Source organism: Nocardia sp. 2TAF39, assembly GCF_052114905.1.
GTDB lineage: Bacteria > Actinomycetota > Actinomycetes > Mycobacteriales > Mycobacteriaceae > Nocardia.
This window is the reverse complement of sequence record NZ_JBFRFQ010000012.1, coordinates 80,456-94,852: the sequence shown is the minus strand read 5'-3', so window position 1 is coordinate 94,852 and position 14,397 is coordinate 80,456. Positions and strand designations below refer to the sequence as shown.

Sequence of the window (14,397 nt, the reverse complement as noted above, 5' to 3'; positions counted from 1 at the left end):
ACCACGAGGTGGACCTATGAGCACACTGCCTGCCTGGGCCACCGACCCCGGTGCCCTTCTCATCACCGAGGGAGGGCTACGCGGCGCTTCCGGAGGACATCCAGCGGCAGATCGAGGTGGTCGACGGTCACGTGATCTTCTGCCGCAGTGGAACATTCCAACACAACAACGTGGCCCGGCGGCTGGCGAACGCCTTGGAACAGGCGGGCCCGGATCAGCCGTGCACCGGTGTCGTAACGTATTTCGAGATGCACTACGTCCGGAGCCGCCCGGCGAGCCCCGGTTTCTCGTTTCGCCGACCGTATGTGGCGCTGCACCGGTGCATCGATGACGACCGGGAGTTGACTACAGCGGACGTGCTGCTGGTGGCCGAGGTCGTCTCGCCAGGATCCGAGTACACCGACACCGTGGACAAGTGCGCGGAGTACGCGAACGAAGGAATCCCGATCTACCTGATCGTGCACCTGGCCGCCGATCGGAAGGTGAAGATCATTCAGGAGTACCGCCTGGATTGGGCCAGTCGCAGTTACCGACTGGCCGGAACACATCAGGATGTTCTCCGTCTGACCGACCCGTTCCCGCTCGACCTCGACTTCGCCGCGCTGGACGGCGGCTGAGCAGCACACGCACTGATCCGGAAATGGTCGTGCGAGTGCGACCGCGGGTTGGGTAGCCGCACTGCCCGTCAGTCGCCCAGCGATGACGGCCGGTAATAGCGTCCGTCGTAGTACAGAAGTGGGGCGGCGGCGGGTTTCTCGTTGGTGTTGTCGTGGACCCGGGTGACCAGGCCCACCACGAACGTGTGGTCGCCGATCGGAATGAGTTGTTGCACGACGGTGCGCAGCCAGATCGGGGTGCCGTGCAGGACCGGTTCGCCGGTGTCGAGGGTGGTCCACAGGGAGCGATCGGTGAAGCGTTCCTCGGCACTCCTGGAGAAGCGGTGGGCCAGATGCTGCTGGTGTTCGCCGAGGAAGTGGATGACCACGGACTCGGCTTCCAGCAGTGCGGACAGGCTGGAGGAGGTGTGCGCGATATTGAAGGAGACCAGCGGGGGTTCCAGCGACAGCGAGGCGAACGAGGTCGCGGTGAAGCCGACGGGCCCCTTCGGCGCGGAGAGCGTGACCACGGTGACCCCCGCTGGATAGTGGCGCATGGAGGCGCGGTATTGCTCGGCGGTGATGCCGCTCAGATCATCGGGGATCTCGAACTCGGCGTCGGGCCGTGGCGCTTCGGTCACATGACGAAACTACGCCCCCGCCGTCGCGAGCGGGTGGCCCATCGCATGGCGGTCCGGTGTGCGGTGCCACTGCTCGCGACTCAATCGACGTCGATCGGAAGGCCCGCGGTGATCCGCACCAACTCGGGGAACGACGTGCGGAAAATGGTGTTCGGGTGCCCGGCCGCGGCCCAGACTTCGCGATGCCGGGACAGTGCGCTGTCCACCCAGGTAGGCAGGTTGGTCGGGTGGCCGACCGGCGCGACACCGCCGATCGGCTGTCCGGTGACCTCACGTACCAGGTCGGCGGGCGCGCGCGTCAGCGTTCCCTCGAGTCGCGCGCCGGTGTTCGACAGATCGACCTGGTGAGCGCCCGAGACCAGCAGCAGCACCGGATCGTCGTCGAGCAGGAACACTAACGATTTCGTGATGGCACCCACGTCGACGCCGAGCGCCCGCGCGGCGTCCGCGGCGGTATGCGTCGGCGCCGGCTGGGTGACGATGAGGCCGTGATGCCCACGGGCGATGAGGGTGTCCGAGACCCGGCACGCGACCGGCGGCAATGACGACCTGCGCATGCCACCAGGTTAGAGCGATTGCGGGCGGTACGCCGAGTTGAAATTCGATCAGTACTCCGGGTAGCCCTCGATCGGACCGAGCATTCCCGCGATCCGCTCGCGGGTGACCCGCGCGAGTTCGGACAGACTCCGCTCCGAGACCTGTTCGTGCACAACCGCTTCGAAGGCACGATCGATATCCTGCTGGGATAGCGCGAGCAGTTCGACATCCGCCTTGGTCAACAGCGCGTCCCGGTCCGCGTAGGGGCGTGCGTCGGTCAGCGTCGCCGCCCACGTGACATTGCTGCAGCACTCGTACAGCGCGTGAACCGCGCGGCTGGGTGACATTTCGTTGAACCGGTCGAGGCCGATTCCCTGATGCATCAGCATGGGCGCCTCCGAACCCGATGACTGCGATTTGCTGACTCGACCATGATCCGTCTTCCCGCAAACCGCCCCCCAGTGTGTCGCTGCGAATTTGCACAGGATTTACACGCTCCGCGGTTTCCTATCGAGTCCCGTACAACGGACGTTCCGCTAGCCGGGAGACGGGTCCTCGGACGCCTCGATACGCTGTACGAATGACAGATTGGCAGGCTTTCACCGTCGAAACGAAGGACCACGTCGCACAGGTGACGCTCACCGGTCCCGGCAAGGGCAACACGATGGGCCCGGATTTCTGGCGTGAGCTGCCGGAGATCTTCCAGGCGCTGGACGCCGACCCGGAGGTCCGTGCCATTGTGCTGACCGGTTCGGGTAAGCACTTCTCCTACGGGCTCGACTTGGCCGCGATGAGCGGCACGTTCGGACCTCTGATGGCCGACCGGGTCCTGGCCGCGCCACGCACCGACTTCCTGCACGAGGTGCGCACGATGCAGGCGTCGGTCACCGCAGTGGCGGACTGCCGCAAGCCGGTGATCGCCGCGGTGTCCGGCTGGTGCATCGGTGGCGGGCTGGACCTGATCGCGGCCGTCGACATCCGCTACGCAAGTGCGGACGCCAGGTTCAGCTTGCGGGAGGCCAAGGTCGCGATAGTCGCCGACATCGGGTCGCTGCACCGGCTGCCCGGCATCATCGGCGAGGGGCACCTGCGCGAACTCGCCTACACCGCCAAGGACATCGATGCCGCCCGCGCGGAGAAGATCGGCCTGGTCAACGACGTTTTCCCGGACCAGGAAGCGGTGCTGGACGCGGCGCACGCCACGGCGCGCGAGATCGCCGCGAACCCGCCACTGGTGGTGCAGGGCGCCAAGGACGTGCTGGATCAGCGGCGCAAGGACGAGGTCGCCGCGGGCCTGCGCTACGTCTCGGCCTGGAACGCCGCATTCCTGCCCTCCGAGGACCTCGCCGAGGCGGTCAAGGCCGTGTTCGAGAAGCGCGCGCCCGAATTCAAGGGCAAGTAGAGCCGTTTCCCACGCTTACCCCAGTCCGGATATCGCCATCTCTCACTGAGAAGGGGCATCCGGCATCCGGGTGCCTCTTTTCGCCTGTCCGGTGTGTTTACCGGAAACCACCGAGCGGGGAGTCCGGACATGCCGTACCCCCCGCTCAGGTCGTTCGGCCGTTCAGTGTCCGCCGTTGTCTTTCAGCCGTTGAATCGACGCCTCGACCTCGGCCTCGGCCTCAGCGCGGCCCACCCATTCCGAGCCCTTGACGAACTTGCCCGGCTCGAGGTCCTTGTAGCGCTCGAAGAAGTGCTTGATCGCGGTCAGCTCGAACTCCGGGACGTCCTTCAGGTCCTGGATATGGTCCCAGCGGGGGTCGCCTGCGGGCACGCACAGGATCTTGTCGTCACCGCCCGCCTCATCGATCATCTTGTACATCGCGACCGGCCGGGCCTCGACGATCACTCCGGGAAACACCGAGTCGGGCAGCAGGACCAGCGCGTCCAGCGGGTCACCGTCCTCGCCCAGGGTGTTCTCGATGTAGCCGTAGTCGGCGGGGTAGACCATGGACGTGTACAGGAATCGGTCGAGCCGGACCCGTCCGGTCTCGTGATCGACCTCGTACTTGTTCCGGGAACCTTTGGGGATCTCGATCGTGACGTCGAACTCCACGCCATCTCCTTCGGTGCGTCTGTGCCGAGTCCGACGACTCGGCTTCTCTTCGGCGGCTGTCGACCCGGCGACCCGGCCGCTGTGGAGTGTGCCGACTCGCCAGGTTGTTCGGGGGAACGGTTGCGCAACGAGGATAGTGTGATCGGCGGGGACATGGGTGCGGCAGGCGGCTGCCGCGGACTTCAGTCAGGAGAGCGTCGGCGACGTGTCTGGTCGGAACAAGAACGTCGGTGGGCTGGCCGCCCGGCGGCGACGGAACATGTGGATCGGGGTCGCGACCCTACTGGCAGTGCTGCTCGGCGGCGGCGTAGGAGCGCTGCTCGCGCTGAAGCCGTGGACCGACGAGTTCCGCCACGGTGGGCTGACCATCGCGGCGCCACCCGCGCCGGTCAAGTCGTTTCCGCAGGTCAGCCCCGCTCGCTCGAACGCGCCCGCGCCGAGTCCCGCAGGAATCGCGGCCGCGCTGACGTCGGTGATCGGCAATCCGGACCTCGGCGCGTTCGCGGGCCAGGTGACCGATGCCGACAGCGCGACCGTGGTGTGGAGCGGTGATGCAAACAAGCCGATGATCCCCTCGTCGACCGCGAAGATCCTCACCACAGCGGCCGCGCTGCTCACTTTGCCCGCCGAGCACCGGGTCACCACCCGGGTGGTTGCCGGTTCGGCACAGAACGAGCTGGTGCTGGTCGGCAGCGGTGATCCGACGCTCACCGCGGAGCCGGATGGCAAGGGCTACTACCCGAACGGCCCGCGACTGTCCGACTTGGTGGCGCAGATCAGGTCCTCGGGTCGCTCGGTGGACACGGTCCTCGTCGACACCTCCGCCTATGCGGGCCAGACCATGGCGCAGGGATGGGACCCGCTCGACATCGGCGGGGGGTCGATCGCTCCGATGGAGTCGGTGATGATCGACGGAGGTCGCCTGCAACCGCTCGTGGAGTACTCGCCGCGCACTGCGACACCCGCGCTGGACGCCGGGCGGCGGCTGGCCGTCGAACTCGGGCTCGATCCGGCCCGGGTCCGAGTGGCGACCGCGCCCGCGGGCGCGGCCGAGATCGCAAGTGTGCGATCGGCTCCGCTGCGCGACCGGCTGCGCGACACGATGGTCTACTCCGACAACGTGCTCGCGGAGGCGATCGGACGGGAGATCGCGACGGCGACCGGCCGTGAGGCCTCCTTCGGCGGCGCGGTCGCGGCGGTGAACGCAGCGCTGAGCGAGGCCGGTTTCGACCTGACCGGCCTGGGCATGCACGACAACAGCGGGCTGTCGGTCGACGATCGGATCCCCGCGCGGCTGCTCGACCGGATCATCGCGACCGCGGCCAAGCAGAACGGTGCCACCGCGGTGCAGCCGACCGGCACCAAGGCAAGGCCCGAGAACGACCGTCTGGCGGCCACATTGGCTCCGCTGCTTGACGACCTGCCGATCGCGGGTGCCACCGGGTCGCTGACCAGCCGATATGTCTCCCGGGACCGCAATGGTGCGGGCTGGGTGCGCGCCAAGACCGGAACTCTGTCGGTGTCCAGCGCGTTGGTCGGGTATGTGCTGGACGCGGATGGGCGGGTGCTCACGTTCGCTCTGATGTCGAACGATCGACCGCCGGAGGTGAGCAGGCCCGCATTGGACGCGATCGCAGGCACACTGCGTAACTGTGGATGCTCGTGACGGGTGGATGCTCATGACCCAAGAAGGTTCCGACACAGCCGAATCCGGGCCCGTGGCTGCGGTCGAGCGGCGGAAGAGTCGCTCGGGGCTGTCCGGGTTGGTTGACTGGCGCCTGGCTGCCAAGACCGGATCGGCCCTGGTGCCCTCGGGTCCGCGCACTTCGCGCTACTCGGCCGAACAGGTCGTCGCCGAATTGGCCGTCGCCTCCGAACGCGCCGAAGGACCGGTCCGGGAGGTGAGCGGGCTCCTGGACGACCGGCCGGTGCCCGGCGCCAGGATCGTCGACCGGCCCGGCTGGATCGAGGCCGCCGCCGACTCCATGGCCCAGCTCACCGGCACCGGAACGGCCGTCGCCGAACGCAAGCTGCTCGCGGGCAAACCCGCGGGCGTGCAGGCGGGTGCGATGCTCGCCTTCCTGTCCACCGCGATCCTCGGCCAGTACGACCCGTTCACCGGTCCGGATGGCACGCTCCTGCTGGTCGCGCCGAATATCGTGGCGGTGGAGCGCGCGCTCGGCGTGTCGCCGAGCGATTTTCGACTCTGGGTCTGCCTGCACGAGGTGACCCATCGGGTGCAGTTCTCCTCGGCGCCCTGGCTCGCCGAGTACATGCGTGGCAATGTCGAGGTGCTCGGTGAGGTCGGTGACGAGCCGCTGGCCGAGATGCTCTCCCGGCTGGTCGACGAGGTGCGCGACCGCCGCCGCGGCACCGCCGTCGATGATCCGGCCGCGCGTGGCGTGGTCGGTCTGCTGCGCGCGACACAGGCGCCGCCGCAGCGCGAGGCACTGGACCGCCTGCTCATGCTCGGCACCCTGCTGGAGGGGCACGCCGATCACGTGATGGACGCGGTCGGCCCCGCGGTGGTGCCGTCGGTCGAGCAGATCCGCACCGCCTTCGACCAGCGACGCAGGCGCCCAACCAACCCGCTGCAACGCATTCTGCGCGCCCTACTCGGCGTGGACGCGAAGGTCGCGCAGTACGTGCGCGGCAAAGCGTTCGTGGACGAGGTGGTCGGCAGCGTCGGCATGGCCCGGTTCAACACCGTGTGGACGGACGCGGAAACCCTGCCCCGCACCGACGAGATCGAGGATCCGCAGCGCTGGATCAGCCGGGTCCTGGGGTGAACAAGCCGGTGTAGCCGAGGGCGTGGTGTCGGCGCGAGCGTGTCGCACGACGGAATCGTTCGGTGCGGGAACTCGATGCGCCGCCGGTCGGTAGGCTGCGGCCCATGGGCAGTGCGCCAGGAACGACACCCGGGCGCGCCGGATCGGCGGCCGGTTCATCGGCTTCCGCGCAGTGGCCGGCGCGCGGTACCGAGGACGTTCGGCGTCTGCCGGAGACTGCGGCAGTGCTCACTGTGCGCAGGGCGGTACGAGACTGGCTGGCCCAGTTCGGGTCGCGCGCTGCCGACCCGCCCGCGGTCGCGGTCGCGCTGTCCGGCGGCGCGGACTCGCTTGCTCTCACAGCTGCCGCCGTGGTCGAGGCCGGAGCGGTCAACGCGCTGGTGGTCGATCATCGATTGCAGCCCGGTTCCGCAGCGGTTGCCGCCGAAGCCGCGGCACGGGCGCTCGCACTCGGCTGCCGGTCGGCGCGGGTGCTCGCGGTCGAGGTCGGCAGCGACGGAGGCGTGGAGGCAGCGGCACGCCGGGCGCGTTACGCCGCGTTGGACGCGGCGCGGGAGGGGCTGCCGGTGCTGCTCGGGCACACGCTCGACGACCAGGCCGAAACGGTCCTGCTCGGGCTGGCCCGTGGGTCGGGTGGCCGCTCGATTCACGGTATGGCTCCGTTCACCGAGCCGTGGGGAAGGCCGTTGCTCGGCGTGCGCAGGGCAGCGACCGGGCAACTGTGCGCCGAACTCGGTCTGGCGCCACATGAGGACCCGCACAACGCGGCGCCGGAGTTCACCAGGGTTCGGCTGCGCACCGAGGTGTTACCGCTGCTGGAGGGGATCCTCGGCGGCGGGGTGGCCCCGGCGCTGGCCCGCACGGCCGAGCAGTTGCGCGAGGACGCAGCGGTATTGGACGGGCTCGCTGCTGAACTGCTGCACTCGGCGAGTGATGGGCGGACGCTCTCGACCGAGACCCTCGCCACTGCCCCCGCAGCCCTACGGAAACGGGCAATTCGGGCATGGTTGTTGTCGGCCGGTGCGAAAGCGCTGACCAACAAGCACTTACAAGCCGTCGACGAGTTGGTGACCGCTTGGCGCGGCCAAGGCGGCGTCGCGGTCGGCGGAGGAACATCGGGGAGCAGGTTGGTCGCCGGGCGCGAACATGGCAGGCTGACATTGCGGCTGGGTGATGACGGTCATCGGACCGATGACACATGCTGAGCCGGCCCATCGGGCGCACCACCACGGAAGGGAATCCAGCTGACGTGTACGGGGACGACATCGCGTCGGTGCTGATCACCGAGGAACAGATCGCCGCAAAGACCCAAGAGCTGGCCGAGCTCATCGCCAAGCGCTATCCCGCCGATGCGCCGGAGGGAGACCTACTGCTGGTCGGTGTACTCAAAGGCGCGATCTTCTTCATGACCGATCTGGCCAAGGCACTGCCGATCCCGACCCAGATGGAGTTCATGGCTGTCTCGTCCTACGGGTCGTCCACCTCGTCGTCCGGCGTCGTGCGCATCATGAAGGACCTGGACAAGGACATCGCGGGCCGCAATGTGCTGATCGTCGAGGACATCATCGACTCCGGGCTCACACTGTCCTGGCTCAAGCGCAACCTGTCGACCCGCAACCCGGCTTCGCTCGAAGTGGTCACTTTGCTGCGCAAGCCGGATGCGCTGCGCACCCCCGTGGAAGTCGCGCATGTCGGCTTCGACATCCCGAACGAATTCGTTGTCGGCTACGGCCTCGACTACGCGGAGCGCTACCGCGACCTGCCCTACATCGGCACCCTCGACCCGAAGGTGTACGGCGGCGCCTGACCCTATCCGGGCAGTATGCCGAAAATCGTTGCGGGAGAACCGGAACCGCCGCGATAGAGCGGCCCGCCGGCGAGGATCCACGCGCCCGTCACGGGCAGCGCGGCAAGGTTGGCCAGGCACTCCAGGCTGATCCGGTGTTCGCCGTACAGCAGCTTCGACACCGCGTAGTCGTGGTCGGTGCCCACGTCGGGTCCGAATGTGTCGATGCCGAGTGCACCGCGGCGTCCGAGCCTGCCGGTGCGCAGCAGCCATTCCACCGTGTCCACCGCGAAACCCGGCTGATGCTCCGCGGATTCGCCGGTACCGAGAAACTCCGGAGTGCCCCACTTGGCGTCCCAGCCGGTCCAGGCGATGACCGCGGCTCCGTCCGGAATCCGGCCGTGTTGTTCCTCCCACTGCCGCAGGTCGGCGACCGTGATCGCGTAGTCGCGATCGCTCACGCACTGCCCGCGGACATCGATCTTCACCGCGGGTAGCAGCAGGTCGTCCAATTCCAGTTGGTCCGCGGCGAGCCCGTCGGCGCGGAAGTGGATCGGTGCGCCCCAATGGGTTCCGGTGTGCTCGCCCTGCTGGATGTAGCGCAGGTAATAGCCGTCGTTCGCGATCGTGGCCACGAGGTCGGTGCGGAATTCCGGATCATCCGGGTACAGCGGCGTGGTGGCCGGATCATGCACGTGCGAGAGGTTCACCATCCGCCCGAGTGGGCGCGGCGAAGTCATCGCTTCCGCTGCGGAATCGCCCTGGCCAGGGCGAGCAGATCGGCCTCGAGTGCGCGGAACAACCGGTAGGTGAGCACGAATGCCAGGATGCCACCGACGCTGAGCAGGCGCACCGGAACGATCACCAATCCTTGGTCGGAGGCGTCCACGAAGGTCGCGCTCGCCACACCGAGCAGCGGAACCGACACCGCGACACCGAGATAGAAGTTTCCGCGCCTGGCGAGGGCGCGCAGCTGGCGTTCGTCGTCGGGGCCGACCCCGCCGCGCACCAATAGCTGTGGATATATCGAACGCACCGAGTAGGCCGTGATCGGGAAGAACGGGTAGGCCAGCGCGATGGCCGCGCAGACCACTTGTGCGGCGAAGAAATGCAGAAATGTCCCCTGCGGCAGGTCGACACCGGAAAACGCCAGACCCAGTGGCCAAAGTATGCCTGCCAGAAGCCAGAACCCGAACGGCACCCAGACCGCCCAGTCGCCCATCAGCAGGGTGTCGCGGCGTGCCTTCGCGAGCGTTCGCGCGGAGAACTCTTGGCCTCGGTTCAGACGGAAGCCGATGGTGAGGGGGCCCCGAGTGAGGAACAGCAGCAGCAGCGCGGCCACCGGAAAGGCGATCATGTTGTTGACCAACACGACAGTGGCGAACTTGTCCTGGTCGGCGGCCGACATCCGGTCGATGATCAGGGTTTGGTTGAGCTGGATGTTGTAGAGGCTCGCCAGCACGTTGGGCACGCCGATACACAGTGCGGCCAACGGGAGGAGCAAGCCGCGGGACCGGTATGCGAGGCTGCTCGGCGGGGGGTCGACCAGGTCACGTGCGCGGGCATCGAGACAGAGATCGAGTTGACCGGCGAGTTCGGCGCCGTTACGCCACCGGCGTTTCGGGTCGACGTGCAGGCATTCGAGCAGAACACGACGCAGCGCGGCCGGTGTGTCCTCAGGCAGACGTGATAGCGCCACTGCCGAGACGCCGCCGCGGCGCACCGCGAGCATGCCCGCGAATGTCTCGGCGGAGGGGCCGCGCTCGGCGGGCGGCGGGTCGTCGAACGGGTTGGAGCCGGTGAGCATCTCCCACAGCAGCACGCCGAGGGAGAAGATGTCGCTGCGGTTGCCGGGCGCAGGTGCCCCGGGATCGAGGTATCGGGCCAACTGCTCAGGGGAGCGGTAAGGCAGCGAACCTGTATCGATCGCAGCGTGATTCGGCGCGGCCATACGCGGATCGGCCTCGCCGATGGCGAAATCCGCGAGCTTCGGTATACCCTCGGCGGTGAACAGGACGTTCGCGGGCTTGATGTCATGGTGCAGCACGCCGTGGTGCTCGGCGTAGTCCAGCGCGTCCGCGAGCCGCCTGCCCACCCATGCCACGGTCTCTGGCCAGCTCAGCTCCGCGATCTCGGCGCGAACGCTCGAATCCGACGGCCGGATCTCCCCCTTGGACTCCATGGCGGCGTCGATAGCGCGTAACAGCAGCGCCCCGCCATCGGCCACCGGGCTGCGACGGCGCTGATCGAGTACGCCAAGGGCGGTGCCGCCGGGCAGGTACTGCATGTAGACCAGGCGGGGGAGTGCGGCGCCCGAGGTGTCATCGGCTGCGGGAGTAGCCGAATCGGTAGCCGAGCGCGGCGATGCCGAGTCGCGCCGCGCCGATTCTGAGAAGCCGGCGTCGAGGCGGCCCGGTGGGCTGGCGAGCGTCGCGTCGTCGTCTGTCGATCGGTCCACGAGGGTGCCGTGGGCGGCAGTGGTGCCGCCGCGGGATTCGGCGGACCGCGCAGAAGCGTCGCGGTCGTGGTCGTGGACTGTCGCGCTGTCGCGGTGTGGACTTGGTTCGCCGATGACGGTCGCGTCGGCAGCACGGGGCTGTTCGGCGACGGTCGCGTCATCGGTAGGAGTGGTGTCGAGGTCCCGCGACTCTGCGACGGCGGCGTCGACGTCTTGTGTATCGGCGACCGTGGCGTCGAGGTCGTCTCGAGTCTCGGCGATGGTCGGGTCGGCGTCGATAGCGCGTGTTCTCGGGGCGGCGACAGTGCGAGCGCCGCGGGGCGAGCTCGGAACGATCAGTGTGTGTGCGGTGTCCGCGCCGAGCACCCGCTGGTCGAAGACTCGGACGATGTGTGCGTGGTCCAGCTGTGCCATCGTATGCGGCGCGCCTGCCTTTCCCGCCGAAAACCGGACGGCGACAAGCCGTTGCATGGAACGTTGCCTGGCGAGGAACACACGGCCGAGCAGGCCGGCGCCCAGATCCGTGAGCAGGTCGAAATCATCGATCCGCCGTCCAGGCGCTAGGTCGGCCAGCGCCGCGACGGCTTCGCTCGACTCCGCGGTCGCAATGTCGGCAGGCTCGTCGGCGAAGTCGGCGAGGCGTTCGCGGATCTCCTCGGCCAGCTCCGGATACTCGGCGACGAAGTTCGCCAGGGCCAGCGGCGCGTGCCTGCGGCGGGCCACGAATTCCTCGCAGACCAGGTCCACGAGCTCGGGACTGTGCTCCACCTCCGGAAATTCCTTGCGGTACTCGGCGATTCTCTTACCCAGCCCTTTCTGCTCCCAGCGCCGACGCAGATCGATCCGCAGCAAATCGGTGAGCAGGGTGAGGCGCACCTGCGTGCCGTCGGGCACATAGTCCGGAATCCGCGGCGGCATGCGATCGCCACGGAGGCTGCGCTGCCAGTCGGCGGCGAACCGTGCGACGGCGTCGGTGCGCCACGTGGTCACGTGCCGTGCTCCGCCTCGTCTGCTCCGGCGCGGGCGGGCCGGCCGGTGGAAGCGTCCGCGTCGGCGGATCGGGGGTCGACCACCCGCTCCAACGCGCGCAGATCCGCCTCCAGTGCACGGAACAGCAGATACGAGCCAACGAACGCGATTATGCCGCCCACGCACAGCAACCGTACCGGGAAGATCACCGCCGGAATGTCGGCGGCGGGCAGGAAGGTCACTCCGGCCACCGCGAGCAGCGGCACGGACGCGGCGACGGCAAGGTATCCGTTGCAGCGCCGGTCCAGGCCACGCAGCCACACCGCGTCCTCGGGACTGATGTCACCATGCCGGAGGAACAGCGGATAGATGCACCGCACCATGTAGAAGGTCAGTAGGAAGAACGGATACGCGACCGCGATCGCACCGCACACCACCAGCGAGGCCAGGAAGTGCACCACGGCCTGTGCCGATATGTCGCCGGTGGACAGCTTCAGCGCGATCGGGAAGATGATGCCCGCCAGCACCCACAGCGAGAACGCCACGGCGACAGCACGATCGCCCATCAACAGTGCGTCCCGTCTGGCTCGCCGCAGGGTGTCCGGATCGTACCGTCTTCTCTTGCGCAACCCTCGCGGCACCGTCACCACGTACCTGGACATGTACAGCACCAGGGCGATGCCGGCCGGAAAGAAGATCGTGTTCACGACGCTGGTGATGATGAGGAAGGTGTGCTGGGCTTCCTCGGCCATCCGGCTGATGATCAGCTGCTGGTTGTGCGCGATGTTGTACAGCGAGGCAAGCACATTCGGAAGTCCCACCGACAACAGCGCCACCAGCACGAAATACGGCCGAAGCCGTCGCCGCCAGCTCGTCGGCGCCGGGTCGACCAGCTCACGTGCGCGCTCGTCCTGGCACAACTCCAGCTGCCTGGCCAGGATCGCGCCGCTGGACCAGCGCATGGTCCGCTCCGGCTCGAGGCAGGTCAGCAGTACCCGGCGCAGCGCGGCCGGGCAGTCCGGCGGAACCCGTTCCAATGCGGCGGCATCCACGCCGGTGCTACGGCGCTCCAGCATGGCCGCCAAGGTGGTGTCATCGCCGTGCTGGCCCGCGCCCGCGGTGCTGTCGTCGAATGGCTTGGCCCCGGTGAGCAACTCCCACAGCACCACGCCGAGCGAGTAGATGTCGGCGCGGGTGTCCAGGTCGGCGGCGCCGCGGTGGAAGCTGGGATGGCAGGCCTCCAGCTGTTCCGGCGACATGTAGGCCAGCGAGCCGCCGAAGTAGGCGACCGGGCTGGTGCCCTCCACGTTGCGGCTGAAGCTGATGTTGAAGTCGGCCAGTTTCGGCACCGCCTCGGCGGTGAGCAGGACGTTGGCGGGTTTGACGTCGCGGTGCAGCACGCCGTGCGAGGAGGCGTAGTCGAGTGCCTCGGCCAGTCGGCGCCCCAGCCAGGCGACCGTCTCCGGCCAGCTGAGCGCGGCGATTTCGGCGCGCACGCTGGAGTCGGTCGGCCGGATCTCGCCTTTCTCCTCCATAGCCGCGTCGACGGCGTCCAGCAGCAGCTGCCCACTGCGTTCGGCGGGCGGTATGGCGCGCACCCAGCGCAGCACGCCCAGCAGCGTGCCACCGGGCAGGAACTGCATATAGAGCAGCCGCAGCCTGCGCGTGGCGACCGTGGCGTCGCCGAGCACCCGCTGGTCGAAGACCCGCACGATGTAGTCGTGGTCGAGCTGGGCCAAGGTCTGTGGCTCGGTGCCGCGGTCGGCGGAGATCTTCACCGCGACCAGCCGCTGCAGCGAGCGCTGCCGCGCAAGGAAGACCCGCGCGAACGCGCCGCTGCCCAAACCGGTCAGCAGATCGAAATCATCGATCCGCTGGCCGATTTCGATCCGGTCGAGCCCGTCGTAATGGCCCGGCCCGGTTCTGATCGCGGTGGGGACGGCGGTGGCTGTCTCCATGAGATCGGCGGCGGTCGTGCTGGTCACATCGGAACTACGAGCGAACTCGGAGGTTTGGTTCAATTCGGTGTCGACGCCGGCGGATCGGGTGGGTGCGAAAGCGGTTCGCGTGGAATCCTCCTGCACGGCGCGGCGGGTGCTCTGGTCCACGTCGTCGGCGTTCAACAAGGCGCGAAGTTGCGCAGCCTGATGTGGATATTCGCGCAGGCATTCGCGCGGATCCACCCGTTCCCCGCTGTGCCGGCGGATCACGAACTCCTCGTACACCAGACCGGCCGGGATACTGTCGGAGACGAGATCTGGAAATTCGGCGCAGTAATCGGCGAGGCGTTTGCGCGGCACCAGTTCCGGCGACGGGTTCGCGCCTGCCGCTGGACGGCGCAGCCAGCGATGCCGCAGGTCGACGCGGATCAGCTCGAACAACGCCTCCCTGCGCAGGGTGCTCGCGTCGGGCAGATACTCGGCGATCTCCGGTGGGCGGTGGGTGGATTCCCAGGCCTCGGCGAAGGCTTCCACCGCGCTCGATTCCGCAGGCAGGCCGCTATAACCAGCACGGGTATTCGAACCCGTGTCGGTATCGGAACTTCTCTCAGAGCTGACACTCATG

The 14,397-nt window shown here is 68.0% G+C and carries 13 protein-coding genes; 6 read left to right on the top strand and 7 right to left on the bottom strand.

All coding sequences use genetic code 11. The features are described 5' to 3' along the window. Positions 1-50: 50 nt before the first annotated feature. Positions 51-617, top strand: coding sequence for a Uma2 family endonuclease (locus AB4Z47_RS09965; protein WP_441949704.1), 567 nt, complete (start codon positions 51-53; stop codon positions 615-617). A 68-nt stretch (positions 618-685) separates the two neighbouring features. On the opposite strand, the gene AB4Z47_RS09960 is transcribed toward AB4Z47_RS09965, so the two are convergent. The 3 genes from AB4Z47_RS09960 to AB4Z47_RS09950 form a co-directional block, all read right to left on the bottom strand. Beyond that, the gene (locus AB4Z47_RS09960) at positions 686-1,237 is read right to left on the bottom strand and encodes a flavin reductase family protein (RefSeq protein ID WP_441949703.1); all 552 of its coding nucleotides are present in this window, start codon (positions 1,235-1,237) and stop codon (positions 686-688) included. 80 nt (positions 1,238-1,317) lie between these two features. After that, positions 1,318-1,794, bottom strand: a complete 477-nt coding sequence (locus AB4Z47_RS09955; protein WP_441949702.1) for a YbaK/EbsC family protein — start codon at positions 1,792-1,794, stop codon at positions 1,318-1,320. 48 nt (positions 1,795-1,842) lie between these two features. Continuing rightward, the gene (locus AB4Z47_RS09950) at positions 1,843-2,163 is read right to left on the bottom strand and encodes a 2-oxo-4-hydroxy-4-carboxy-5-ureidoimidazoline decarboxylase (RefSeq protein WP_441949701.1); all 321 of its coding nucleotides are present in this window, start codon (positions 2,161-2,163) and stop codon (positions 1,843-1,845) included. A 191-nt stretch (positions 2,164-2,354) separates the two neighbouring features. Between AB4Z47_RS09950 and AB4Z47_RS09945 the strand changes: the two genes are divergently transcribed. After that, a complete protein-coding gene (locus tag AB4Z47_RS09945; RefSeq protein ID WP_441949700.1) occupies positions 2,355-3,176 on the top strand; it encodes a crotonase/enoyl-CoA hydratase family protein in 822 nt (273 codons plus the stop codon). 162 nt (positions 3,177-3,338) lie between these two features. On the opposite strand, the gene AB4Z47_RS09940 is transcribed toward AB4Z47_RS09945, so the two are convergent. Continuing rightward, positions 3,339-3,830 carry an inorganic diphosphatase gene (locus AB4Z47_RS09940; protein WP_441949699.1) on the bottom strand — a complete coding sequence of 164 codons (492 nt, stop codon included), beginning with the start codon at positions 3,828-3,830 and terminating at the stop codon, positions 3,339-3,341. A gap of 259 nt (positions 3,831-4,089) precedes the next feature. Here AB4Z47_RS09940 and AB4Z47_RS09935 point away from each other — a divergent pair, with 259 nt between their 5' ends. The 4 genes from AB4Z47_RS09935 to hpt all read left to right on the top strand — a co-directional run bounded on the left by AB4Z47_RS09935 (position 4,090) and on the right by hpt (position 8,426). Beyond that, complete coding sequence (locus AB4Z47_RS09935; RefSeq protein ID WP_441949778.1) at positions 4,090-5,496, top strand: D-alanyl-D-alanine carboxypeptidase/D-alanyl-D-alanine-endopeptidase; 1,407 nt, start codon at positions 4,090-4,092, stop codon at positions 5,494-5,496. A gap of 13 nt (positions 5,497-5,509) precedes the next feature. Further along, complete coding sequence (locus AB4Z47_RS09930) at positions 5,510-6,619, top strand: zinc-dependent metalloprotease (RefSeq protein WP_441949697.1); 1,110 nt, start codon at positions 5,510-5,512, stop codon at positions 6,617-6,619. Between the two features lie 104 nt (positions 6,620-6,723). Then, positions 6,724-7,824 carry a tRNA lysidine(34) synthetase TilS gene (gene tilS / locus AB4Z47_RS09925; RefSeq protein WP_441949696.1) on the top strand — a complete coding sequence of 367 codons (1,101 nt, stop codon included), beginning with the start codon at positions 6,724-6,726 and terminating at the stop codon, positions 7,822-7,824. Positions 7,825-7,868: 44 nt separating this feature from the next. Continuing rightward, on the top strand, positions 7,869-8,426 hold the full coding sequence (gene hpt / locus AB4Z47_RS09920) for a hypoxanthine phosphoribosyltransferase (protein WP_067842680.1): 558 nt from the start codon (positions 7,869-7,871) through the stop codon (positions 8,424-8,426). A gap of 2 nt (positions 8,427-8,428) precedes the next feature. Here the strand turns inward: hpt and AB4Z47_RS09915 are convergent, their stop codons facing one another. Genes AB4Z47_RS09915 through AB4Z47_RS09905 form a run of 3 tightly spaced genes read right to left on the bottom strand, consistent with a single transcriptional unit; the run spans position 8,429 to position 14,396 of the window. Further along, positions 8,429-9,145, bottom strand: a complete 717-nt coding sequence (locus AB4Z47_RS09915; protein WP_441949695.1) for a cyclase family protein — start codon at positions 9,143-9,145, stop codon at positions 8,429-8,431. Beyond that, positions 9,142-11,853 carry a protein kinase domain-containing protein gene (locus tag AB4Z47_RS09910; RefSeq protein WP_441949693.1) on the bottom strand — a complete coding sequence of 904 codons (2,712 nt, stop codon included), beginning with the start codon at positions 11,851-11,853 and terminating at the stop codon, positions 9,142-9,144. The genes AB4Z47_RS09915 and AB4Z47_RS09910 overlap by 4 nt, the downstream gene beginning before the upstream one ends. Continuing rightward, on the bottom strand, positions 11,850-14,396 hold the full coding sequence (locus tag AB4Z47_RS09905) for a serine/threonine-protein kinase (RefSeq protein WP_441949692.1): 2,547 nt from the start codon (positions 14,394-14,396) through the stop codon (positions 11,850-11,852). Before AB4Z47_RS09905 ends, AB4Z47_RS09910 begins: the two co-directional genes overlap by 4 nt. Between the last annotated feature and the right edge of the window lies 1 nt (position 14,397).